Below are 22361 nucleotides of genomic sequence, written 5' to 3'. Positions count from 1 at the left end.
ATTATTTCTACATAATACGCCGTCTAACCTGATTCGCAAGAATCTTTCCGCATAATTTCAGATTCCATACGGTGGCGAGCAGATGTGCTATTAGATACACGGTACATCTACTTATGTCTATGCAATCACCTCCTCCTAAGAAATTGCTGGATCAGGTGCGGGATGCGATTCGTCTCAAGCACTACGCCTACCGTACTGAAGAAACTTACGTGCAATGGATTCGTCGCTACATCCTGTTTCACAACAAGCGCCACCCTAAGGAGATGGGCAATGCTGAAATTGAAGCATTTCTCACCCATCTAGCCGTCGAGGGGCAAGTCTCGGCTTCGACCCAAAATCAAGCCCTCAGTGCCTTGCTGTTTCTCTATCGAGAAGTGCTCCATCTGGAAATGTCGGGCATTGATGCCGTTCGAGCAAAACGACCTCAGTATGTGCCAACTGTGTTGACCAAACAGGAAGCGATCGCAGTGATCCAGCAGTGTAACGGTATTTATCAACTGGTTGTAAAGCTGCTTTACGGGAGTGGTCTTCGCTTAAGCGAAGGGTTGCGCCTGCGAGTCAAGGATTGGGACAAAAGGATGTCAAAACAACGATGATTTACACTCATGTTTTGAATCGCGGTGGCAAGGGTGTTCGCAGTCCCCTCGATGTCTAAACCCGATCGCCTCTTCTCCACCATCACCCATCGCCCATTACCGATTATCCAAAAACCGATCGCCTTTAGGAACACAAACAGGATAACTTTAGGATTGTAGATTGAATCATTGATGCGATCGCCCTACTTCATAGCCTGGGCAACCAAGATTCCCACCCCACAAGAATTTCAGCTTGATTGATTGCTTTTTTTTTACTTTGATCCCACCTAGCTACCAGGATCACCTGACTCAAGATCAAGCTCCTCATCCAACCTGTGGTGTTCTATTAAGTTTTGCATATTTTCTTCTGCTAAGAGTTTGTCTACAGCTTCCTGAATCAGGGAGCTAACCGATCGGCTGGATACGCCTGCAATCGCCTTGATGAGCCTGACTGTTTCTTCGTTCAGCACGACTCTAACTTCTTTTTTCCCCTTCCTTGTAGGCACACTATATCCAACCTGTAGACAAACGCTCTCAGTGTCCCATAGTATAAGAGCAAAGACCGGACGACCGGACGACCGGAGTATTCACTTGTACTATAAAGCGAGGTTTGACCTATGGTTACGCTGTCCGATGATGAAGTTGCCTTAATTCGATCGCTCCTCACTGCACTGAGGGCCATCAAAGTTCGAGACATTGACAAAGCCCTCGTCCTCCTCAGCAAAGGAGATCGCCGCCCATGATTGTCCTCACTGATGACCAGGCAAGAACCCTCCACCAACTCCTGACCCGCATCCTCCTCAGTGAGTCCTATCGCCTTGCCGATGTGGAAGATGCCCTGGTGTGGACAAGCCCAGAAAATCGCCAAATCCTTTGTCCCTTTGATTCCATGTGGTCAAGGAACCTGGCGCAGGAGATTGTCCGAGAACTGCGAAACCAGCCATAGGAGAGGCGAATCCTGCCGATAGCTGCGCTGATGGGTTTGGGTGGGTTCTGCCCACCCTGCTTTTCTCTAATGCAAAGACGATCGCCCCATAGCATCAGATTCACCGTCATTCTTTCCCGCAGGCTTGACCTTCTGCTCCAGTAAAAAATGTATGATCTGGAATGCCCACCTTCACCGCATTCCTTGTCTAAACTGTCTAAACAACGTCTTGATACGCTCCTAGTAGAACGCCAACTGTGCGACTCCCGCCAGCAAGCCCAACGGCTGATTCGAGCGGGGGAAGTTCAGGTGAATCAACAGGTCATCGATAAGCCCGGAACTGAAGTCGAAGAAACGGCAGAAATTCGGGTGAAAGAACGATCGCCCTACGTTTCCAGGGGTGGCGAGAAACTGGCAAAAGCTTTAGCGGAATTTCAGATCCAGGTAAGCGATCGCATTTGTTTAGATGGGGGCATCTCAACCGGGGGATTTACCGATTGTTTGCTAAAAGCCGGAGCTAAACAGGTTTACGGTATCGATGTGGGCTACGGGCAGGTCGCCTGGACAATCCGGCAAGATCCGCGCGTGATTCTCAGGGAACGCACCAATTTACGGCACCTGACCCCAGAGGATTTATATCCAGACGATCGCCCCCGACCGGATTTGGGGGTAGTGGATGTGTCGTTTATTTCGTTGACCAAAGTTCTGCCTGCCCTCTGGCAACTGCTGGAGCCGCTGCGTGAAGTGGTGCTGTTGGTGAAGCCGCAGTTTGAAGTCGGACGGGAAAAGGTCGGCAAAAAAGGTGTGGTGCGCGACGAGCGGGATCAGGCAGAGGCGATCGCTTCCGTTCTGACCTCGGCACAAGCATTGGGTTGGCATTATCAAGGACTCACCTGGTCGCCCCTATTCAGGACCCGCCGGAAACATTGAGTATCTCCTCTGGCTCAGTATGGCGACAACGAATCCTTCTCCCGATCATAGGATGATTCACCAGATCACCCAATCCGCCAAACAATCCTTGACCTGAATCATTTCTATTTCTTAATCCTTATTGTTTCTCTAAGCTTAGTTTTGACCATGTACTCTCCCTCCCTGACTGAATATCCCTATCCCTCCTCTCGCCGCGTGATTTTAGGGAAAAATTATGCCGCAGCCACCAGTCAACCTCTGGCTACTTTAGCGGGAATGGAAATGTTTTTAGCTGGGGGAAATGCAGTCGATGCAGCGATCGCCATGGCTATCACGCTAACCGTCGTTGAACCGACCTCGAATGGGATTGGTTCCGATGCCTTTGCGATCGTCTGGGATGGTCAGCTTCATGGTTTAAATGCCTCCGGTCGCAGTTCCCAATCCTTAGACATGAAGGAGTTGGAGGAATTCGATCGAGTCCCGCAGCTGGGATGGTTGCCCGTCACCGTTCCAGGGGCGGTTTCTGCCTGGAGAGCGTTATGGGAGCGGTGGGGAAAACTCCCCTTTGAGCAATTATTTGAACCGGCCATTCGCCATGCGGAACAGGGTTATCCAGTATCACCTGAAACGGCTCGCGCCTGGAAATCCGTTGAGCAACTCTTTTTGTCCCAAACGGGTACAGAATTTTCAGCCTTTCAAACCACCTTTTTCCCAAACGATCGCGCTCCCCATCCCGGTGAAGTCTGGGGCAGTCCCAACCATGCGGCCACCCTGCGAGAAATTGCCAGAACGGGCGGAGAAAGTTTCTACCAGGGCAGCCTGGCGCAGCATATGGCGAACTTTGCCTCTGACACCGGGGGGTATCTCACCACAGCCGATCTCGCAACCCACCAGCCCAACTGGGTGCAGCCACTCTCAACCGACTATCGAGGTCTTACCGTTTGGGAAATTCCGCCCAACGGCCAGGGGATTGCTGCCCTGATGGCCCTCAACATCCTGGAAGGGTTTGATCTGGCCAAATATCCCCGCGATTCCGTCACCAGTTTTCACTGGCAATTAGAAGCGATGAAACTGGCCTTTGCCGATGCCCACCAGCACGTTGCCGATCCCGACTGGATGCAGGTAACTCCTGCCCAATTGCTGGACAAACAATACGCCACCCAACGGCGAAGCTTAATTGGCGATCGCGCTAGCTTTTTTCAGTCTGGTCTTCCCACGGGCGGCACCGTTTACCTGGCAACGGCAGATCAGGACTTAATGGTGTCTTTCATCCAGTCCAACTACGAAGGATTTGGCAGTGGCATTTTGATTCCTGAAACCGGCATTGCCCTCCAAAATCGCGGCACAGGCTTCACCCTGCAAGCAGGACACCCCAACCAAATCGCCCCCGGCAAGCGATCGTTTCACACCATTATTCCTGGATTTCTGACCCAGGGACACCAACCCCTTGGCCCCTTTGGGGTTATGGGCGGGCACATGCAACCCCAGGGACACCTTCAGGTCGTTGTCAACCTGATGGATTATGGCATGAATCCCCAGGTGGCTCTGGATGCGCCTCGCTGGCAGGTGATCGCAGGCAAAAACATCTGGCTGGAGCAATCCGTACCGCGATCGGTGGCCCTGGCATTGAGCGATCGGGGTCACGCGATTCAAATTAGAGCCGATGGCAGGAACTTCGGTAAAGGGCAGATGATTCTTCGCCACCGTGGATCTCTGATGGCGGCTTCTGAACCCAGAGCGGACGGATTGGCCCTAGCGGGATGACTCACAGTGAGCCAACTCAAAAGAGCAAAGATAATATCAAAATATCAAAAACATTAATCGAGCACTAGACTTTCGGACTTTCCCACGCTAATATAGACGATTGTGAGTTTTGCTAGGGTCGAATGAAAGCACAAGAAATCATCCGCTCCATTGAAGCGGAGCAATTAAAGTCGGATCTCCCGACCATCCACGTTGGTGATACCGTCCGCGTGGGAGTTCGGATTAGTGAAGGTGGCAAAGAGCGGATTCAGCCCTATGAAGGGACTGTGATCGCCATGCGAAATGGTGGAATTAATGAAACCATCACCGTACGGCGGATTTTCCAGGGGGTTGGCGTTGAGCGGGTGTTCCTGCTGCACTCTCCCCGGGTTGCCAGTATCAAGGTGCTGCGGCGGGGTAAGGCACGTCGGGCGAAGCTATACTACCTGCGCAATCGGGTTGGTAAGGCAACTCGCTTGAAACAGCGGTTCGATCGCCCCTTAGACTAGGTCATCCCGTTGTTGGTCATTGGTTTTTAGTGGTTCGTGTGACCATTCATCATGCACCCAAGCAAAACTAACAGCAAATGACTGACAACGAATTGCAAATGACCTGTTAGACTAGGAAAGGCATCACCGGATCTGCTTCGGTACGTGCGTCCTTAGTTCAGTTGGTAGAACGCAGGTCTCCAAAACCTGATGTCGGGGGTTCGAGTCCTCCAGGGCGCGCTGTGTCCCACTTGGCTATATATCCGTCTAGGCTAAAGATTGGAAGATCCTACTCGTGAGGCGATAAGGGCTGTGGCAAAGAAAAACGAAGCAGAAGCACAATCTAAAAAGGAATCCAAAAGCTTAAGTAAAGAGTCGAAAAGCTCCCAAAAGGTGGAGAGTAGCGATTCTTCATTTAATGTCGGAAATTTCCTTCAGGGAACCCGTGAGGAGCTAGGTAAAGTGGTTTGGCCGAGTCGCCAACAGCTGATCAGTGAGTCCCTTGCGGTGATCTTGATGGTGATTTTGTCGGCTTCTTTAATTTATTTAGTTGATAATCTTTTCAGCTGGGCTGCTACGCAGGTATTTTAAATGTCTTTCGCATCAGATGAGTCCGAAAATTTGATGCCGTTTCGTGAGGAGGAAGAAATCTCATCGGAGTTTTTGGATGAGTCTTCCCCTTCAGTAAAATCGGCTCGGTGGTATGCAGTTCAGGTTGCTTCTGGCTGCGAAAACCGAGTGAAGATTAACCTGGAGCAGCGCATTGAGACTTTGGATGTTGCCGATCGCATCCTTCAGATTGAAATTCCTCAGACTCCGGCTTTGAAACCCCGAAAAAGTGGCAAGCCCAAGGAAATTGCTGAGAAAGTGTTTCCGGGCTACGTTTTGGTGCGGATGGTGATGGATGATGACACCTGGCAGGTGGTTAAAAACACGCCAAACGTCATTAACTTTGTTGGAGCAGAGCAGAAGCGGCGATATGGACGGGGTAGAGGTCACGTCAAACCCGTTCCACTCGGAGCATCGGAAGTCGAACGCATCTTCAAGCAGTCTCAAGAGCAACGGGCGATCGTCAAGATCGATATGGCGGCTGGAGATAAAATCTTGGTTTTGTCAGGGCCATTCAAAGACTTTGAAGGTGAAGTCATTGAGGTGAGTCCTGAACGGAGCAAGTTAAAGGCATTACTCTCTATCTTTGGTAGAGATACGCCAGTTGAGTTGGAATTTAATCAGGTTCAGAAGCAGAGCTAGTTCAGCAATGGCAAAGAAGGTTGTAGCAATTATTAAATTGGCGATTCAGGCTGGGAAGGCAAACCCAGCCCCTCCCATTGGCCCGGCACTGGGTCAGCATGGGGTCAACATCATGATGTTCTGCAAGGAATATAACGCCAGAACTGCCGATCAGGTTGGGCTGGTGATTCCAGTAGAAATCTCGGTGTTTGAAGACCGCAGTTTCACGTTCGTCCTCAAAACTCCACCAGCATCCGTACTGATTTGTAAGGCGGCTGGGATTGAGAAGGGATCGGGCGAACCGAATAAGAAGAAAGTGGGCAAAATTACTCGAGCACAGCTCCAGGAGATTGCTCAAACCAAAATGCCTGACCTCAATGCCAATGACATCGACGCAGCGATGAAAATTGTTGAGGGAACCGCCCGTAACATGGGTGTGACCGTGGTTGATTAGGTTGGAGTGGACTGAGCTGAAGCTGACTTGAGCATGAGTTGGCCGCAGTTTGGTATCTTCATCCGATCGCACTGAATGAGTGGGTATTTGTGTCAGTAAACCTTAGTGGGGGAGAGGCAAAGCTTCGTGAATACCCCAGGAGAAGAAAATGGCTAGAAAAGTATCGCGTCGATTAGAAGAACTTCAGAAGAAGGTGGAAGATCACCCCTACGAGCCGATCGAAGCCCTGAAGCTATTGAAGGAAACTGCAACTGCAAAATTTCCCGAATCTGCTGAAGCGCATATTCGTTTGGGGATCGATCCGAAGTACACCGATCAGCAGTTGAGAACCACTGTTGCCCTGCCAAAGGGAACGGGACAGGTGGTGCGTGTCGCAGTGATTGCTCGTGGGGAAAAGGTGACAGAAGCCTCCAATGCCGGAGCAGACATCGCTGGTTCAGAAGAATTGATCAATGAAATCCAGGGCGGAATGCTCGATTTCGATGTCCTGATCGCTACGCCAGATGTGATGCCACAGGTGGCCAAGTTGGGTCGTTTATTGGGACCGCGCGGTTTAATGCCTTCGCCTAAAGGGGGCACAGTGACTGCGGATGTAGCACAGGCGATCTCAGAGTTTAAAGCTGGGAAACTGGAGTTTCGGGCGGATCGAACGGGGATTGTTCATGTTATGTTTGGCAAGGCTTCTTTTAGTGAAGAGGATCTCTTAACTAACTTGAAGGCGTTGCAGGAAACGATCGATCGCAACCGTCCTTCAGGCGCAAAGGGTCGCTACTGGCGCAGTATTTATGTTTCTGCCACAATGGGGCCATCGATTCAGGTTGATATCAATTCCCTACGCGATTTGAAACTGACTGAGGTGGCGTAATTGGGCAAAGCTTCCAACTGAATACACCATGCCGGAGACAGCAGGAGCGAGAGCTTAATTGCCTGCCGAGGTAGGTCTGAGTTTGCAAAAAACTCGTTGGTTCAATCCGAACGAGGACAGACTCAAACTACGCTGAACCCCGGTTTCTCATCGGGGTTTTTTGGTGAGGTCGGCATGGGTCGCTTGGAAGCGTCCGGTTGTCAGACTTTACCCCGTTTTTAAGGAGGTGAGACAAAAGTGGGTAGAACACTGGAAAACAAAAAGGAGATCGTCGCCGAACTGAAGGAGTCCTTAACGGATACTCAGTTAACGGTGGTGATTGACTATAAAGGGTTGTCGGTTGCAGAAATGACCAACCTGCGGAATCGTCTGCGTCCGACGGGTGCCCAGTGCACGGTCACTAAAAACACGCTGATGCGAATTGCGATTCAAGATGATCCCAATTGGCAGGCGATGACGGATCTGTGCAAAGAGTCCTCCGCTTTCCTGTTCCTCAAAGAAGATTTGGGAGGGGCCCTAAAAGCCTATCAGGAATTCCAGAAAGTCACCAAGAAGAGCGTAATTCGTGGTGGGGCAATGGAAGGCCGTCTGTTGACGGAAGCGGATGTGAAGGCGATCGCCGATCTGCCCTCTAAGGAGCAGCTCATGGCCCAGATTGCTGGAGCGATCAACGGTGTGGCAACCAAGCTCGCCGTTGGCATCAACGAAGTTCCTGGTTCGCTGGCGCGGGCTTTGCAAGCAGTGGCGGACAAAGACAAGCAAGACGAAGCGGCTTAGGCTCAAACGTTGGCTCGTCCATTCGCGGCTCATCCCTGTTTCATTCACTTTGATTCACGATTACTGATTACAACACTTAGGAGTTGATCCATGTCTGCAAAAACTGATGAAATTTTAGAACAGCTTAAGTCCCTGACCCTGCTGGAAGCAGCTGATCTGGTTAAGCAAATTGAAGAAGCCTTTGGCGTAAGTGCAGCGGCTCCCGTTGGCGGCATGATGATGGCGGCTCCGGGTGCGGCAGCAGCTCCGGCTGAGGAAGTAGAAGAGAAGACCGAATTCGATGTCATTCTGGATGAAGTTCCGGCTGACAAGAAGATTGCCGTCCTGAAGGCAGTTCGTGAATTGACCGGGCTGGGTCTGAAGGAAGCGAAGGATCTGGTGGAATCCACTCCGAAGGCGATCAAGGAAGCGGTGGCTAAGGAAGTGGCAGAAGAAGCCAAGAAAGCGATCGAAGGTGCTGGTGGTAAGGTTTCCATCAAGTAGGCGTCAGTTGATCGGCTAATTTAGGGCGATCGGTAAGGTCATTGTGATCGAGTGATGAGGGAGCATGTCACTTTTGTCGCCCTCACCCTAAATCCCTCTCCCAAAGGGCGAGGGACTTCGATCCGGTTCCCCTTCTCCCCGCTTGGGAGAAGGGGTTAGGGGATGAGGGTTAGACTTGCAAACGTGACATGCTCCCAGTGATGATTGAGTATCGATCGCCCCAAAATTCACTGGCACTTGAGAGGGATCTCAAGTGTTTTTTAATGGGAAAGCGGAATGAGAGAACGTTAGCAGTGCCTGGATAAAATCTTGATGGGAAATGCGGGACTGAGTTTGCAGGTATTCCATCGCCGTAAGAGCGGCCCAATGGGCTTCCCAGTCTGAACCCGCACAGCAGTCCTCAATGACATGGAAGTGATAGTCATGTTGGTGAGCATCTGCGGCAGTATAGTGAACGCAAACATTCGTCATGGTTCCCATTAATACTAAAGTATCGACTTTCAAACCCCGCAGCAGAATTTCTAAATCTGTCCCAAAAAAGCAGCTATAGCGTCGCTTAGAAATGGTAAATTCACCATCGATCGGAGCAAGTTCCCAATAATAGTCTGTGCTTTCCCAGGTTTCCAGACAGTGAATTGGCTCTGCCCCGTCTAATTCCCGTCCAAAATCAACCATTTCCTTGCGGTGTACTTCCTTAAAATGGATGACTGGCATTCGAGCTGCACGGGCGGACTCCAGAACTTTTCTGACGTTTGGCAGCATTTCTAGCGCACCTACTGTAACCAGGGAACCTTCGCCGGTAAAAATTCCAGTTTGCAGGTCAATACAAAGAAGTGCTGTCTTTTGAGGATTCAAGCTTAATGCCATCTTGCGATTCTACTCTCTGTACGAATATGCGAAGCGAAGATATTCATACCATATATTGTCGGCTGGGCGGAACATCAGCAAATGTCAGCAAATGTCAGAATATTGTTTGACCTGCACAGTAAAATTTTGTAGGCCTTTTGCCTGCCAGTGAGATAGTTGTCTTGCAACTGCAAAATTGGGATGCACCCTGCTCTTGATTGGATAGAGCAGGCGAGGCTCAGACTCAGTTGACTCAGGTTCAACTTCAAAGGTTTTCAAAAAATTGTCGATCGATCAAACTGGCTAAGTCTGGAACCGCTGTAATCTGACCCTGAGCCTGCAAGAACTCTGCCATTGCCGTCAGAGCCTTAAGCAAATTGAGATCACTTTGAGGGTCACGGATCATTTCTAAGTGCGTCTGAAGATCGGGAAATTCTACGCCCTGAAGTTGTTCTTTGACTTCATCAGGCTGTAAACCAAGTGGTTCAGCTGCAATTGCATAAGACTGGCTTGGGTCACTTTTTAGAAAGGCTTGCGCTTCAAAAATTCCTTTGGTAAAAGCTTGCACGACTTCAGGATGGCTCTGAGCAAAGTCAGTACTCACAAGATTCAAATCAATAATTGCTGTGGGCTTCTGAGATGAGTCATAGATGATCCGCCCATCGGGCTGAGAGGTATTTGCTCTTTCTAAATAGGGCGAATAGGTAAAGGCAATTTCAACATTACCAGCCTGATAAGCCTGGGCGGCAATGTCGGGTGCTGAGTCCAGGATACGGATGTCATTCTCAGTTAACCCAACATCTTGCAACACCTGTAGCAAGAAGAAGTGACCCAGTCCACCTCGCTGAACAGCGACCGCTTTTCCTTTGAAATCTCGAATTTCACCGATGCTGTTGCGCGCCAGAATCGCATCGCCTCCAGAAGAAAAATCCATCACGCCAATAATCTGAAACTTTCCGCCTTGGGCTGCCATCGTTACCACTTCTGATGAGGGCATGGCACTACACCCTTCAATCCGGCCGGAGAGGAAAGCTGGAATACTGTCTAAATTTGTACCATAGGCCCTTGTGGTTAAATCCAGTCCACCTTGCTGGAAATATCCCCTTTTTTGAGCAATATGGAGCGGTGTTTGGCCGATCCAGGCGTTGATTGCAAAAGTCGCTGATGTTAAATCTGAGGCGGTTGTCGTTGAACCTAACGGGGTGGTGGTTGAACGTGCACAGGCGTGTAGACCAATGCTACCTGCGGCTCCAGCCATCAGCCAAAGGGCTTGACGACGTGTCCATCGGCGAGAGTGTTGATGTAATGAAAATCGATCCATGAACTTTTTTCCACTTACAAAGGGCATTAATTTCTTTTGCGGCGATCGCTCCCTCAGGTCTGGGTGTATCCCATTGCATTTGCATGACAAATCGCTCCCTGGCAGGCAAGACTTCGGCGTGAGCTCAGTCGAAACGCTGCCCACCCCACAAGAATTTCAGATGATTAAGTCTGCATTCCCACGCATGAAAAAAGCGGGCATTTGACTGCGAGAAAATTCGCCTTGCGCAGGGACGACCAGGTAGATGACTGGTAGGATGTAGCGGTAGATGACTCCATTTAGTGAAGCCGAGTCATTGTTGCAATACGCAGTCCTGGTAGTAATCTAACCAATGATGAAACTGAGATCGATGCAGTTTGCCAAATCTTTAAAGTGATTGCAAGCTCATGTGTTGATTCATAAAATGTGCCGATCGCTGTAGCTGTGAGCTGAATAAACGCAAAAAAGCAGGGACATTTCAGCAAATGCCCCTACTGATTTCGGTTAAAGCATGATCAGAAATTAAGCCAAATTGGAGAGGAATTGAGCATCCACGAGTCTAGACAAATCTGGAATCGTATCAATTTGTCCCTGAGCTTGGAGAAACTCTGCCATTTCTGAGAGAGCGTTTAACAAATAGAATTCACTTTGAGGATTGGTCATCATCTCCAAATGAGCTTGCAAATCAGGCAGTTTGACTCCCTGAAGTTGTTCGCCTACCTCTTCCGGCTGGATTCCTAACGGCCTCGAAACAATGGCATAGGCTTCATCCGGATTGGTTTCTAGAAATTCCTGTGCCTTAAAAATGCCGTCTAAAAATGCCTGCACTGCCTCTGGATGGGCCTGGGCAAAATCAGCACTCACTAAATTCAAGTCAATAATGGCAGTTGGCATTTTAGAGGTGTCATAGATGATGCGACCATCGGGTTGTTCTGCATTCGCCTGCTCCAGATAGGGCGAGTAGGTAAAGGCGATATCAACACTGCCGGATTGATAAGCGGCTGCGGCTACATCTGGCCCAGCATTAAGAATTGAAATGTCTTCTGCACTCAGTCCCGCTTCCTTCAAAACTTGCAGTACAAAGAAATGTCCCAAGCCTCCTTCCTGTACCGCAACTTGCTTACCTTTAAAGTCTTGAATATCACCAATGCTGTTTCGGGCCAGAATTGCATCGCCTCCAGCGGAAAGATCCATAACCCCAATCACGCGATAATCTGTGCCATTGGCAGCCATTAAGATCGCTTCCGATGAGGGCATGGCAGAAATCCCTTGCAGTTGCCCGGCTGAGAAGGCTGGAATCATTTCCAGGTTTGTGCCAAAGTTTTTGACATCTAGATCCAGTCCTGCTTCACGGAAAAACCCCTTTTCGTAGGCAATATGCAGAGGAGCCTGTCCAATCCAGGGATTGACTCCGATCGCCGCTGAAATCAGGTTTGATGGATTTTCATCTCCTGAAGGGTTTGAGGTTGAATTAGCCCCCGAAGAGGTTCTCGCATTTTGGGTACAGGCATTCAGCGTAACGGTTCCGACTGCTCCTGCTAAGAAGTAAAGTGCTTGACGGCGTGTCCAAGGCTGAACGAAAGGTGTAAACCGATGCACTGGTTTCATAAGGAATCTTTCCCAGGAATGATGCGAAAAGAGCTTATCTTAATACGAAGAGGGTGTCAATTCTATTTAACGCTGGTTAAAATTTGGACGAAGCAGTGACACCGATCGCACAGACTTGATCCACCGTTGAGATATAGGCAAACACATCACTCATGCAGAGGAGGGCGGCCGCATAGTGATCGGGGGTGACTCCAGCAATTGCATCACGGGGTACGATGACCCGATAGTCCAGGTTGCGAGCCGTAAACACAGTACTCATCACGCAGACATGGGCCGTGACTCCGCAGCAAACCAGATTTTCAATCCGCAGCGATCGCAGGAGTAAATCCAGATCGGTTCCTAAAAAGCAGTCGTAGCGTCGTTTGTTCAAAATTCGGTAATCGTGAGGTTGTACATCCAACCCATCAGTTAATTCGCAGCCGGGTGTTCCTTCCAGACAGTGTACCGGGTCAAACTCCAACTCAATGCCATAATCGCTTTGATCCGGGCGATGCATTTCATGGGTAAAGATGACGGGAATCGAAAGGGGCCTTGCCCATGCAATCAAGCGATTGATCGCGGGTACGAGGTCGCGTCCTCCGGGAGTTTCTTGCACAGCCCCGGCATCTACGAAATCGCGTTCCATATCAATTACCAGTAACGCCGTATTATCAGGATAAATTTTGTCAGGGAGCGATCGAATCAGCGGTTCCATTAGCCGGAGTATTGGTAGAAACAACTTTTTGATAATACGCCAGTGCAGTGGTTTGCTGGCTGGGTCTTTGATTTTTTGCTACTCTTTCGGCAAGTCTTTTGCAGGCAAGATGCCTGCGCTACGGTTCACTCCTCACTCCTCACTCCTCGCTCCTCACTCCTCACTCCTCACCGGATAATGCTGTTCATGCCAATGCCGCGCAATATCCACGCGCCGACAGAACCAGACTCGATCGTGTTGTTGCACATAGTCCAGGAATCTGCCCAGGGCTGCGGTACGTCCGGGTCTACCCACCAAACGACAGTGAAGTCCAACGCTCATCATTTTGGGGGCGGTTTCTCCCTCCGCATAGAGGGTGTCAAAGGCATCTCGCAGGTAGGCGAAGAACTGATCGCCGGAGTTGAACCCCTGACTGGTGGCGAAGCGCATATCGTTGTTGTCTAAAGTGTAGGGAATCACGAGATGGGGCTTGCCGTAGTCCTGTACCCAGTAGGGCAAATCATCGCCGTAGCTATCGGCATCGTAGAGGAATCCACCCGCTTCAACGACGAGCTGTCGGGTGTGGGGACTGTTGCGGCCGGTGTACCATCCCAGGGGACGACTTCCCGTAACTTTAGTGTGAATCTCGATCGCCTTTTGCAAATGCTCCCGTTCAGTTTCGATCGAGAAGTACTTATAATCAATCCAGCGATAGCCGTGACTGGCAATTTCCCAAGTTGCTTCCTGCATCGCTGCAACCGCTTCGGGGTTTCGTTCCAAAGCCATTGCCACCCCGTAGATCGTGACTGGAATTTGGCGGGACGTAAACAATCGATGTAACCGCCAGAAGCCTGCCCGACTGCCATACTCATACATCGACTCAATATTCATGTGCCGAACACCATGTAACGGTTCAGCCCCAATGATTTCCGTTAGAAAGGCTTCGGCTGCCTGATCACCATGCAGGATGCAGTTTTCTCCACCTTCTTCATAATTAATGACAAACTGAAGGGCAATCCGGGCTTGATTGGGCCATTTGGGATCCGGGGTATAGCGACCATACCCAACCATATCTCTAGGGTAGCGATCGGACATATTTGCTGTTCATGATAGACTCTCCACAAAGCATTCTAGTGAGGTTGAGGAGTGTTTTTTACATGAGTTTGGATAATATCCGTCCTAAACGGGTGGTTTTTACAGTTTCTGTGGTGTTGGCTACAACAGCCTGGGCAGGACAGCAAAGTTTGGTGAAGGGACAGACTGCTCCACCGCAGCTTGCCCAGGTTACTACGGGCTTGACTGAACAAGGAGACTTGATCGGAGCCTGTCGCATTAGTTCCAGCAGTCTAGATGTATTTGCGGATGCCGCCCGGACTCGCCGCCTCTTGACCCTGGCTCCCAACGTGGAAATGACCCTTACAGGAATTGTGGGCACAGGAATTGCTGAAATTCGCTATCCAGCCTACGGTTGGGTGAGTACGCTAACCGCAGTGCCATGCCCTGATACGCCTGTACCGACTCCAGCCCCAACCCCGGCCCCGGCCCCAACCCCGGCCCCGGCCCCGACTCCAACCCCCACGCCCACGCCGATTACACTCCGCGCTTGTTATCGAGTTTTAACCGCCGTCAACATTCGCACAGGGCCAAACTTAGGATTTCCCTCGTTGGGTCAAATTGGGGCGGGTGGGATTGCCTATGCGACAACGAATCCTCCAACTGAGTCAGTTGCTCCAGATGGTCGAATTTGGGTGGAAATTAATTTCCTGGGAGCCGTAGGTTGGCTTTCGCGGACTGGGCAGAGTGGTTCAGGGGTGAATGCAATCCGGTTGCCCGATGAACAGTGCGGCCATTTTTAGGGCGTGAATTCAAACCCCTGCAAACCCCGTAGCGCAGGCAGCGTTTCGACTGAGCACTCAAGCCGAAGTCTTGCCTGCAAATAAACTATTTGTGTTCCTCCTTCCTCCCAGGCTCCCCTGATGTCAGCCCATCGCCCTCCATTCCCCCCTTACCAGGCAACAATGCCCCTGGTGGAAAAGTTGCGGGCGTTAGCGGAACAGTTTTCAGGTAGAACCGGGCGGCGATCGCAGGCAAGTTTCCATACCCCAGGACATAAAAGGGGACAGGGAATTTCCCCCGACTTGAGGGAATGGTTGGGCGAGGCAATGTTTCAAGCTGACCTGCCGGAACTGCCAGAACTGGACAATTTGTTCGCGCCGGAAAGTGTGATCCAACAGGCGCAAATTCTGGCGGCTGAGGCCTTTGGAGCGGATCAGTCCTGGTTTTTGGTGAATGGTTCCACCTGTGGTGTTGAGGCTGCAATCCTGGCAGTGTGCAGTCCGGGCGATCGGCTTATCCTGCCGCGTAATGTGCATCAATCTGCCATTTCCGGGTTGATTCTCTCAGGAGCCATTCCCGTTTTTGTGGAGCCGGAGTTCGATCCAGCCTGGGATCTGGCTTACGGAGTCACACCGCAGGCGATCGAGGCGGCTCTGTCTCAGCATCCTGAAGCCAAAGCGGTGCTGTTGGTTTCTCCGACCTATCATGGCGTTTGTGCCGATATTCAAACGATCGCTCCCATCGTCCATCAATACGGGATTCCCTTACTGGTAGACGAAGCCCACGGTTCCCACTTTCCCTTTCATCCCGACTTACCCACACCAGCATTACAAGCAGGGGCAGACTTAGCCGTACAGTCGATTCACAAAACCCTATCAGCCCTGACTCAGGCGGCCATGCTGCATCTTCAGGGCACGCGAATCGATGGCGATCGGCTGACTCGTTCGCTGCAACTGGTGCAGTCCACCAGCCCAAACTATCTGCTCCTGGCTTCCCTGGATGCTGCCCGTCAGCAAATGGCGACTCAGGGAAAAGTCCTCCTGACAAAAACGCTAGACCTGGCGGCCCATGCCAGAACGCAACTTCCGCAAATTCTAGGGGTATCGATGCTGACGGCTGAAGCTATTGCACGCTGGGACTGGTTTACCCTTGATCCAACGCGCCTTACCGTGGACGTGACCGGGCTTGGACTGACTGGCTTTGAGGCTGATGAATTGCTGCACCAAACCCTTGGAGTCACGGCGGAACTGCCCACCCTGCGCCAGCTCTCCTTCATCCTCAGCCCTGCTAATCCGCACCAGGATATCGATCGCCTCATCCACGCTTTCCAACACCTGTCTGCGCAGTATGCCTCCCCTGCGGCTCTTGCTGCCCCCTGCCCTCTGCTGCCCAGGGGTATGGCCCTGCCGCCTGCTGCCCTTCCCCCTGCCCTCTCTCCCCGTCAGGCTTTTTTCGCGCCTTCTCAAACTGTGGCGATCGAGTCTGCCCTTGCCCGGATCAGTGCGGAATGGATTTGTCCCTATCCTCCAGGGATTCCAGTCTTGATCCCAGGGGAGGTGATCACTCAGGCGGCGATCGATTATTTACGGCAAGTGCAGGCGGCAGGGGGGGTGATGACTGGTGGCACAGATCCGGAATTGCAGACTCTCAAGGTGGTTCAGTCAGCTTGAAATCAGAAGGGCTGAAAAAGTCAGGGGTGAGCGATGTGCCCACCCCAGTAAGATTTACTATGAAGTTTGATTTTTCAATCAATATTTACCGATATTTAACGACCGCTGCCTCGTCCATCGTCAGGGTTAACACAGTTAGGGCTAACACAGTTAGGGCTAACTACAGTGGCCATACTTTGACCAATAGCGAAAAGAGAAACCTGGTTGAGAGAAATCGTTGTCATAATTAGAACCCTGAAGGTTGGTTGAGATTTGCTTCTAAACAGTTCTTCAGGCGATCGAATGACAAATCTTGAAGGATTTCTAAAAATAATCCAGTTTTTCCTTCGGCTAATTTAGAACGGGGTGAAATGGCTGTTTTCTCGATATTTGACGTTTTGAAACAATGTGCAGTTGCAAAACTGGCTCACAAATCATGCCGTTAATGGCTTATTCACAACACTAGGAGAACCTTATGCATACTCTACGGGTTGGAATTGCAGGCCCGGTCGGTTCTGGAAAAACGGCCTTGGTGGATGCCCTTTGTAAAACGCTCCGCGAAACATGCAACATTGCTGTGGTGACGAATGATATTTACACTCAGGAAGATGCTCAGTTTTTGGTGCGGAGTCAGGCCCTGGAGCGCGATCGCATCATTGGCGTAGAAACTGGGGGCTGTCCCCATACGGCGATTCGGGAGGATGCCTCAATTAACCTGGTGGCGATCGAGGAATTAGAGCGCAGGTTTCATCACCTGGATTTAATTTTTGTGGAAAGCGGGGGGGATAATTTGGCTTCCACCTTTAGCCCGGAACTGGTGGATTTGACCATTTATGTCATTGATGTGGCCGCAGGTGACAAGATTCCGCGAAAAGGTGGGCCGGGGATCACCCGATCTGACCTCCTGGTCATTAATAAGATTGATTTAGCTCCGATGGTGGGGGCCGATCTGGACGTAATGGAGCGAGATGCCAGGCAGATGCGGGGAGATAAGCCCTTTGTGTTTACAAATCTTAAAGCAAGGCAGGGGCTTGATCGGGTGATTGCACTGATCAAGCTTCATATGGGGCAACCGCAAATTGCATAAGTAGAAAAAAACAGCAAGGTTGCCATTTGGTGGGCGGTTCAGTGCTCTCCTGCTATTAATTCTCAGTAAAAAAGCGGCTCTTTACTGCGACTTTGACGGGTAGTTTTTCCCTGCAATCCCCAAGTTCCTACTTAAGAATCTTGACAAAGCTTCAGAAACGCCACTTTTTGTAGTTTGCGCTACAATTCCTTGCGATTCTCAATCCTACTATCGCTGAATAGTTTTGAGTATCTCTGTCGTTTTTGCCCCAGAGAGGAGCATTGAATTAGATGACAAGGCAATTTGGTCGGCGTAAATTTTTGCTCTACGGTTCCGCGACCTTAGGGACAAGTATTCTGCTGAAGGCATGTGCAGGTGGAACCGACACAACCACCTCAGATGCTTCTCCGGCGGCTGACGCGGGGAGTACTGATGTTGCTGCGGCTCCGTCTCCGAGTGGTGATGTGATTCGGGTGGGTGTGCTGCATTCCCTCAGCGGCACCATGGCCATCAGTGAACAGAGTGTGGTGGACTCAACCCTGCTGGCGATCGATGAAATCAATGCCAATGGTGGTCTTTTGGGTAAGCAGATTCAGCCCATTGTGGAAGATGGCGCATCGGATTGGCCCACGTTCGCTGAAAAAGCCAGGAAGTTGATCGATGAAGATCAGGTCGTGGTAATTTTTGGCTGCTGGACTTCTGCCAGTCGCAAAGCGGTGCTACCCGTGTTTGAAGAGAAGAACCACATGCTCTTCTACCCGGTGCAGTATGAAGGGCAAGAGTGTTCCAGAAACATCTTCTACACTGGAGCGGCTCCTAACCAGCAGATTGAACCCGCTGTCGAATGGCTGTTGGAAAACAAGGGCACGGACTTCTACCTGGTCGGTTCTGACTATGTTTTCCCTCGCACTGCCAACACCATTATCAAGGCGCAACTGGCAGACAAAGGTGGCACCACGGTGGGTGAGGACTACCTGCCCCTGGGAAGTACTGAAGTGTCACCGATTATTGCCAAGATTCGGGCTGCCCTGCCCGATGGTGGAGTCATCTTCAACACGATGAACGGCGATAGTAACGTTGCTTTCTTCACGCAGTTGCGCGGTGCGGGACTCAACCCCGATCGCTATCCTGTGATGTCGGTGAGTATTGCTGAGGAAGAGGTGAAGGCAATCGGGGAAGACTTCCTGACCGGACACTACGCTTCCTGGAACTACTTCATGACGGTGGAGTCCCCAGAAAACGAAGAGTTCGTGTCAGCGTTCCGTTCCAAGTACGGTGAAAGCCGGGTGACGAACGACCCGATGGAAGCAGCTTATATTTCCGTCAACATCTGGAAACAGGGGGTTGAAGCAGCTGGTACCGAAGGAACGGCAACGGATCTGGATGCAGTGCGGGAAGCCATGTACGGCATTGAATTTGATGCACCGGGCGGCCCAGTTCAGATGAACACCAACCACCACCTCTCGAAGACGGTGCGGATTGGTGAAATCCGCGATGATGGACTGTTTGAAATCATCAGCGAAACCAATGGCCCCGTCGATCCCCTGCCCTGGAACCAGTTCGTGGCTGAAACCCAGGGTTATACCTGTGATTGGACGAGGACGGATAAACCGGATCCAGGTCGGTTCCAGGACGCTTAAGAAATGAGACGCAAGGCTGTGGAAGAGGGCAGATCGTCTCTCAACCACAGTTTTTCTGCGTTTAAAAATTACTCCATTCATGAGGAGAGCACCACCCTTGTTACCCAGTATCTTAGACGGGATCTTTAACGGTCTGAGCATTGGATCAATTTTGCTGCTGGCGGCTTTAGGTCTGGCGATCGTGTTTGGACTGATGGGCGTGATCAACATGGCCCATGGCGAGTTGATGATGCTCGGAGCCTATACCACCTACGTTGTGCAGAACGTGATGCGTCCGATGGGGCAGCCCTTCGCCCAGAGCTACATCTTTGTGGCGTTGATCATGGCGTTTTTAGTCGCAGCGTTGGTGGGGTTGATTCTGGAAAAGGGAGTGATTCGCTTCCTGTACGGACGACCGCTGGAAACGTTGCTGGCCACCTGGGGGGTCAGCCTGATTTTGCAACAGTTCGTTCGTAGCGTCAGCTGGGGCATGATCATTGGCTTGCTTGTATTCTGCTTGCTGTTTTTTGGCGGATTGCGGCTCTTAGAACGGCGATCGGATTTCCTCAATATTCGCAAATGGATCATTCTGGCGTTGTTGCCCCTGTCTGCGGCGATCGCCATTACCGTTAACGTGCTCCTGGGGAACCGCTTTGGGCTGACCATTACCCAGCCCTGGTTTGGTGCCCAAAACGTTGCGGTTACGGCTCCAACCTGGTTGCAGGGCGGCATGCCTTTGGGCAACTACCAGTTGCCTTACACCCGGATATTTATCATGCTGCTGACGGCTCTGTGCGTGGCGGGCATTTACTTCTTCCTGAATCAAACCCCCTGGGGATTGAGAATTCGCTCGGTGACGCAGAACCGGAATATGAGTGCCTGCTTGGGAATTCCGACGCAGAAGGTGGATGCCCTGACCTTCGCCCTGGGTTCAGGGTTAGCAGGAATTGCCGGTTGTGCGGTCAGCCTACTGGGAGCGGTTGGGCCAAACACAGGCCAAAACTACATTGTCAACACGTTCATGGTGGTTGTGGTCGGTGGAGTCGGCAAGCTGGTCGGAACGATCGTGGGGGCACTGGTGATTGGTGTGGTGCATTTTGTCATTGGTTCGGGAATCCTGGTTTTCCTCTTTGCGCCGATTCAGCCCCTGGTAGACTTCTTTGCTTTCTTTGCCACCACTAGCATGGCAACTGTGTTGGTGTTCTTCCTGATTGTGGTGTTCTTGCAGTTCCGTCCGGCTGGGCTGTTCCCACAGAAAGGACGAACGGTGGATACATAAAGTGATCTCCATGATTGATCGGTTTCAAATGCTCAACCTTGCCTGAGGGAATTGAATGACCATTGATGTAGCAGATAGACGAGGGGTTGACTGGGCATCGCGCCGACCGCTGCTGATTGAGGCAGGGATTGTGGTGGTGGTGATGCTGTTCTTGATCTTTATTGCCCCCCTGATGTTGTCCGGCTTTTATCAAAACTTGTTGGGGCGGTTTCTGGCACTGGCGATCGTCGCCCTGGGAATTGATCTGATCTGGGGCTTCACGGGGCTGCTGAGTTTGGGGCATGGGGTGTTCTTCACCCTGGGGGGCTATGCCCTGGCAATGCACTTGAAGCTGCAATTTCCGCCTAACTCCAGCATCCGGATTCCTGACTTTATGTCGCTGTACGGTGGGACAGATCTGCCCTGGTTTTGGGAACCGTTTCACTCGTTCACCTTTTCCGCCTTAGCGGTTTTCCTGTTGCCCGCCTTAGTGGGGGCAGGACTGGGCTATTTAATTTTCCGCAACCGGATTCGTGGAGTCTATTTCTCGATCCTGACCCAGGCCACGACGATTATCTTTTTCAACTTCTTCAATGGTCAGCAACAGCTTTTTAATGGCACGAACGGGTTAACGGACTTCAGAACCCTGTTGGGAGCGACGGTGAATACGCGCCAAACCCAGTTTACGATTTACGTTTTTACCATTATTTTTCTTGCCCTCAGCTATGCCCTTTGCCGCTGGCTCACCAGTGGACGCTTTGGCCGGTTGCTGGTTGCCATCCGCGATGATGAAAGCCGGGTTCGCTTCTCTGGCTACAATCCAACGGGATTTAAGGTTCTGGTTTTTGCCATTTCAGCGGCTCTGGCAGGTATTGCCGGAGCCATGTTTACCCTGCAATCTGGGATTGTATCGCCCAACTCCATGAATATTGCCTTTTCGATCGAAATGGTGATCTGGGTAGCGGTGGGTGGACGGGCGACGTTAATCGGTGCAATTTTAGGCGCGCTCGTTGTTAACTTTGCCAGAAGTTTGCTCAGTACCCGGTTCCCTGATATCTGGCTGTTTTTCCAGGGTGGCTTATTCCTGTTTGTGGTACTGCTACTGCCCAACGGCATTGTGGGCTGGCTGCGAACCGAAGGCATGAATTTATTCCGGGCAGTCACCGGCAAACGGAAACGCGCAATTACCTATCCCAGCTTGGAAGAAGACCCAGAGGTTGAATATGAACGACAAAATCTTGGAGATTGAGCACCTGACCGTCAGCTTTGATGGGTTTAAGGCGTTAAATAATCTCAACTTCAGTATGGATACGGGGGAACTGCGGGTGATTATTGGCCCGAACGGGGCCGGTAAGACGACGTTCCTGGATATCATCACGGGCAAAACTAAACCGACGGAAGGACGAGTTTTATTCAAGGGCCGCAATCTGCGATCGTTTTCAGAACACCAGATTGCCCAAATGGGCGTGGGACGGAAGTTTCAGACTCCTCGCGTTTACCTGAACCTGTCTCCCCGCGAGAATTTGGAGCTAGCCTGCAACCGCAAAAAGGGGGTTTTCCCGACGTTGTTGAGTCAGTCTCCTGCTGCTGAACGCCGAACGGTGGCCGGATTGTTAGAGACGATCGGGCTGGTACACAAGGCAGATATGAAAGCGAATCTGCTCTCCCACGGGGAAAAGCAATGGTTGGAAATTGGCATGCTGGTGGCACAGTCCCCCGATCTGCTGTTGGTTGATGAACCCGTGGCTGGACTCACAGATGAGGAAACGATGAAAACGGGAGAACTGCTGCTTTCCCTGGCAGAAAGTCATTCTGTAATCGTGATTGAGCATGACATGGAATTTGTTCGCCAGATTGCGCGGCAAGTCACTGTCCTGCACCAGGGTTCTGTTCTGTTTGAAGGCACGATCGATGAAGTGCAATCTGATCCGCGTGTGATTGAAGTGTACCTGGGTCAGGAAATGCAGCATGATGATCATGAGGCTCCCGTTTCGATTCAAGATGCGGTTGCAACGGAATTCGCTTAGGACTGTGAATTCAATGATTTGTGCGATCGT

General features: G+C 51.1%; 23 protein-coding genes, 1 tRNA gene, 2 pseudogenes and 1 other annotated feature. Of the genes and pseudogenes, 20 read left to right on the top strand and 6 right to left on the bottom strand.

What is annotated here, in order from left to right:
• Nucleotides 1-119: 119 nt before the first annotated feature.
• Nucleotides 120-572, top strand: a pseudogene (locus tag ACM1PF_RS01590) (phage integrase N-terminal SAM-like domain-containing protein); the annotation flags it as partial.
• Between the two features lie 290 nt (nucleotides 573-862).
• On the opposite strand, the gene ACM1PF_RS01585 reads toward ACM1PF_RS01590, so the two are convergent.
• Nucleotides 863-1045, bottom strand: a complete 183-nt coding sequence (locus ACM1PF_RS01585; protein ID WP_416671825.1) for a hypothetical protein — start codon at nucleotides 1043-1045, stop codon at nucleotides 863-865.
• A 147-nt stretch (nucleotides 1046-1192) separates the two neighbouring features.
• Here ACM1PF_RS01585 and ACM1PF_RS01580 point away from each other — a divergent pair, with 147 nt between their 5' ends.
• The 12 genes and pseudogenes from ACM1PF_RS01580 (at nucleotide 1193) to rplL (ending at nucleotide 8449) form a co-directional block, all read left to right on the top strand.
• Nucleotides 1193-1318: a hypothetical protein gene (locus ACM1PF_RS01580; RefSeq protein WP_416666263.1), complete on the top strand. Its 126-nt coding sequence runs from the start codon at nucleotides 1193-1195 to the stop codon at nucleotides 1316-1318.
• Nucleotides 1315-1521 carry a hypothetical protein gene (locus tag ACM1PF_RS01575; protein WP_416671824.1) on the top strand — a complete coding sequence of 69 codons (207 nt, stop codon included), beginning with the start codon at nucleotides 1315-1317 and terminating at the stop codon, nucleotides 1519-1521. Before ACM1PF_RS01580 ends, ACM1PF_RS01575 begins: the two co-directional genes overlap by 4 nt.
• A gap of 192 nt (nucleotides 1522-1713) precedes the next feature.
• Nucleotides 1714-2527, top strand: a pseudogene (locus ACM1PF_RS01570) (TlyA family RNA methyltransferase).
• 50 nt (nucleotides 2528-2577) lie between these two features.
• On the top strand, nucleotides 2578-4173 hold the full coding sequence (locus tag ACM1PF_RS01565; RefSeq protein WP_416671822.1) for a gamma-glutamyltransferase family protein: 1596 nt from the start codon (nucleotides 2578-2580) through the stop codon (nucleotides 4171-4173).
• A gap of 122 nt (nucleotides 4174-4295) precedes the next feature.
• On the top strand, nucleotides 4296-4661 hold the full coding sequence (rplS, locus tag ACM1PF_RS01560; RefSeq protein WP_416671821.1) for a 50S ribosomal protein L19: 366 nt from the start codon (nucleotides 4296-4298) through the stop codon (nucleotides 4659-4661).
• 146 nt (nucleotides 4662-4807) lie between these two features.
• Nucleotides 4808-4880, top strand: a tRNA-Trp gene (locus tag ACM1PF_RS01555).
• 153 nt (nucleotides 4881-5033) lie between these two features.
• Complete coding sequence (gene secE, locus ACM1PF_RS01550; protein ID WP_416676533.1) at nucleotides 5034-5231, top strand: preprotein translocase subunit SecE; 198 nt, start codon at nucleotides 5034-5036, stop codon at nucleotides 5229-5231.
• The gene (nusG, locus tag ACM1PF_RS01545) at nucleotides 5232-5891 is read left to right on the top strand and encodes a transcription termination/antitermination protein NusG (protein WP_416671820.1); all 660 of its coding nucleotides are present in this window, start codon (nucleotides 5232-5234) and stop codon (nucleotides 5889-5891) included.
• A gap of 7 nt (nucleotides 5892-5898) precedes the next feature.
• Nucleotides 5899-6324 carry a 50S ribosomal protein L11 gene (gene rplK, locus ACM1PF_RS01540; protein ID WP_416671819.1) on the top strand — a complete coding sequence of 142 codons (426 nt, stop codon included), beginning with the start codon at nucleotides 5899-5901 and terminating at the stop codon, nucleotides 6322-6324.
• A gap of 148 nt (nucleotides 6325-6472) precedes the next feature.
• A complete protein-coding gene (rplA, locus tag ACM1PF_RS01535; RefSeq protein ID WP_416671818.1) occupies nucleotides 6473-7189 on the top strand; it encodes a 50S ribosomal protein L1 in 717 nt (238 codons plus the stop codon).
• A 13-nt stretch (nucleotides 7190-7202) separates the two neighbouring features.
• Nucleotides 7203-7360 (top strand) — a sequence feature (ribosomal protein L10 leader region).
• Between the two features lie 66 nt (nucleotides 7361-7426).
• The gene (gene rplJ / locus ACM1PF_RS01530; protein WP_416671816.1) at nucleotides 7427-7966 is read left to right on the top strand and encodes a 50S ribosomal protein L10; all 540 of its coding nucleotides are present in this window, start codon (nucleotides 7427-7429) and stop codon (nucleotides 7964-7966) included.
• A 90-nt stretch (nucleotides 7967-8056) separates the two neighbouring features.
• Nucleotides 8057-8449, top strand: coding sequence for a 50S ribosomal protein L7/L12 (gene rplL, locus ACM1PF_RS01525; protein WP_416671815.1), 393 nt, complete (start codon nucleotides 8057-8059; stop codon nucleotides 8447-8449).
• A 249-nt stretch (nucleotides 8450-8698) separates the two neighbouring features.
• Here rplL and ACM1PF_RS01520 read toward each other — a convergent pair whose 3' ends face one another.
• From ACM1PF_RS01520 to puuE, 5 genes are all read right to left on the bottom strand, one after another.
• Nucleotides 8699-9316 carry a cysteine hydrolase family protein gene (locus ACM1PF_RS01520; RefSeq protein WP_416671813.1) on the bottom strand — a complete coding sequence of 206 codons (618 nt, stop codon included), beginning with the start codon at nucleotides 9314-9316 and terminating at the stop codon, nucleotides 8699-8701.
• Nucleotides 9317-9560: 244 nt separating this feature from the next.
• The gene (locus tag ACM1PF_RS01515; RefSeq protein WP_416671811.1) at nucleotides 9561-10616 is read right to left on the bottom strand and encodes an ABC transporter substrate-binding protein; all 1056 of its coding nucleotides are present in this window, start codon (nucleotides 10614-10616) and stop codon (nucleotides 9561-9563) included.
• 501 nt (nucleotides 10617-11117) lie between these two features.
• Complete coding sequence (locus ACM1PF_RS01510) at nucleotides 11118-12203, bottom strand: ABC transporter substrate-binding protein (RefSeq protein WP_416671808.1); 1086 nt, start codon at nucleotides 12201-12203, stop codon at nucleotides 11118-11120.
• A 76-nt stretch (nucleotides 12204-12279) separates the two neighbouring features.
• On the bottom strand, nucleotides 12280-12897 hold the full coding sequence (locus ACM1PF_RS01505; RefSeq protein ID WP_416671806.1) for a cysteine hydrolase family protein: 618 nt from the start codon (nucleotides 12895-12897) through the stop codon (nucleotides 12280-12282).
• A gap of 153 nt (nucleotides 12898-13050) precedes the next feature.
• The gene (puuE, locus tag ACM1PF_RS01500; RefSeq protein WP_416671804.1) at nucleotides 13051-13971 is read right to left on the bottom strand and encodes an allantoinase PuuE; all 921 of its coding nucleotides are present in this window, start codon (nucleotides 13969-13971) and stop codon (nucleotides 13051-13053) included.
• A 62-nt stretch (nucleotides 13972-14033) separates the two neighbouring features.
• Here puuE and ACM1PF_RS01495 point away from each other — a divergent pair, with 62 nt between their 5' ends.
• The 7 genes from ACM1PF_RS01495 to urtD all read left to right on the top strand — a co-directional run bounded on the left by ACM1PF_RS01495 (nucleotide 14034) and on the right by urtD (nucleotide 22331).
• Nucleotides 14034-14732, top strand: a complete 699-nt coding sequence (locus ACM1PF_RS01495; protein WP_416671802.1) for a hypothetical protein — start codon at nucleotides 14034-14036, stop codon at nucleotides 14730-14732.
• Nucleotides 14733-14852: 120 nt separating this feature from the next.
• Entirely contained in the window at nucleotides 14853-16382 is a 1530-nt protein-coding gene (locus ACM1PF_RS01490) for an aminotransferase class I/II-fold pyridoxal phosphate-dependent enzyme (RefSeq protein ID WP_416671800.1), read from the top strand.
• A gap of 454 nt (nucleotides 16383-16836) precedes the next feature.
• The gene (ureG, locus tag ACM1PF_RS01485) at nucleotides 16837-17448 is read left to right on the top strand and encodes an urease accessory protein UreG (protein ID WP_416671797.1); all 612 of its coding nucleotides are present in this window, start codon (nucleotides 16837-16839) and stop codon (nucleotides 17446-17448) included.
• 269 nt (nucleotides 17449-17717) lie between these two features.
• Complete coding sequence (gene urtA, locus ACM1PF_RS01480; protein WP_416671794.1) at nucleotides 17718-19067, top strand: urea ABC transporter substrate-binding protein; 1350 nt, start codon at nucleotides 17718-17720, stop codon at nucleotides 19065-19067.
• Nucleotides 19068-19164: 97 nt separating this feature from the next.
• Entirely contained in the window at nucleotides 19165-20325 is a 1161-nt protein-coding gene (urtB, locus tag ACM1PF_RS01475) for an urea ABC transporter permease subunit UrtB (protein WP_416671793.1), read from the top strand.
• Between the two features lie 55 nt (nucleotides 20326-20380).
• Nucleotides 20381-21553 (top strand): urea ABC transporter permease subunit UrtC, encoded by a 1173-nt coding sequence (gene urtC / locus ACM1PF_RS01470; protein ID WP_416671792.1) that lies wholly within the window; start codon nucleotides 20381-20383, stop codon nucleotides 21551-21553.
• Complete coding sequence (gene urtD, locus ACM1PF_RS01465) at nucleotides 21528-22331, top strand: urea ABC transporter ATP-binding protein UrtD (RefSeq protein ID WP_416671790.1); 804 nt, start codon at nucleotides 21528-21530, stop codon at nucleotides 22329-22331. Before urtC ends, urtD begins: the two co-directional genes overlap by 26 nt.
• Nucleotides 22332-22361: the final 30 nt, after the last annotated feature.

It is taken from the genome of Egbenema bharatensis FJBBOT/2019, assembly GCF_048077055.1.
Classification (GTDB): Bacteria; Cyanobacteriota; Cyanobacteriia; order Elainellales; family Elainellaceae; genus Egbenema; species Egbenema bharatensis.
The sequence above is the reverse complement of the archived record's forward strand: the minus strand, read 5'-3'. Positions and strand labels throughout refer to the sequence as shown.

Coding starts and splice junctions, on each gene's coding strand:
- urtA (WP_416671794.1), top strand. CDS start 17,718: ATGACAAGGCAATTTGGTCGGCGTAAATTTTTGCTCTACGGTTCCGCG.
- rplS (WP_416671821.1), top strand. CDS start 4,296: ATGAAAGCACAAGAAATCATCCGCTCCATTGAAGCGGAGCAATTAAAG.
- ACM1PF_RS01510 (WP_416671808.1), bottom strand. CDS start 12,203: ATGAAACCAGTGCATCGGTTTACACCTTTCGTTCAGCCTTGGACACGC.
- rplK (WP_416671819.1), top strand. CDS start 5,899: ATGGCAAAGAAGGTTGTAGCAATTATTAAATTGGCGATTCAGGCTGGG.
- puuE (WP_416671804.1), bottom strand. CDS start 13,971: ATGTCCGATCGCTACCCTAGAGATATGGTTGGGTATGGTCGCTATACC.
- ACM1PF_RS01505 (WP_416671806.1), bottom strand. CDS start 12,897: ATGGAACCGCTGATTCGATCGCTCCCTGACAAAATTTATCCTGATAAT.
- ACM1PF_RS01490 (WP_416671800.1), top strand. CDS start 14,853: ATGTCAGCCCATCGCCCTCCATTCCCCCCTTACCAGGCAACAATGCCC.
- ACM1PF_RS01575 (WP_416671824.1), top strand. CDS start 1,315: ATGATTGTCCTCACTGATGACCAGGCAAGAACCCTCCACCAACTCCTG.
- rplA (WP_416671818.1), top strand. CDS start 6,473: ATGGCTAGAAAAGTATCGCGTCGATTAGAAGAACTTCAGAAGAAGGTG.
- ACM1PF_RS01580 (WP_416666263.1), top strand. CDS start 1,193: ATGGTTACGCTGTCCGATGATGAAGTTGCCTTAATTCGATCGCTCCTC.
- ureG (WP_416671797.1), top strand. CDS start 16,837: ATGCATACTCTACGGGTTGGAATTGCAGGCCCGGTCGGTTCTGGAAAA.
- ACM1PF_RS01515 (WP_416671811.1), bottom strand. CDS start 10,616: ATGGATCGATTTTCATTACATCAACACTCTCGCCGATGGACACGTCGT.
- ACM1PF_RS01565 (WP_416671822.1), top strand. CDS start 2,578: ATGTACTCTCCCTCCCTGACTGAATATCCCTATCCCTCCTCTCGCCGC.
- ACM1PF_RS01495 (WP_416671802.1), top strand. CDS start 14,034: ATGAGTTTGGATAATATCCGTCCTAAACGGGTGGTTTTTACAGTTTCT.
- ACM1PF_RS01520 (WP_416671813.1), bottom strand. CDS start 9,316: ATGGCATTAAGCTTGAATCCTCAAAAGACAGCACTTCTTTGTATTGAC.
- urtD (WP_416671790.1), top strand. CDS start 21,528: ATGAACGACAAAATCTTGGAGATTGAGCACCTGACCGTCAGCTTTGAT.
- urtC (WP_416671792.1), top strand. CDS start 20,381: ATGACCATTGATGTAGCAGATAGACGAGGGGTTGACTGGGCATCGCGC.
- rplL (WP_416671815.1), top strand. CDS start 8,057: ATGTCTGCAAAAACTGATGAAATTTTAGAACAGCTTAAGTCCCTGACC.
- nusG (WP_416671820.1), top strand. CDS start 5,232: ATGTCTTTCGCATCAGATGAGTCCGAAAATTTGATGCCGTTTCGTGAG.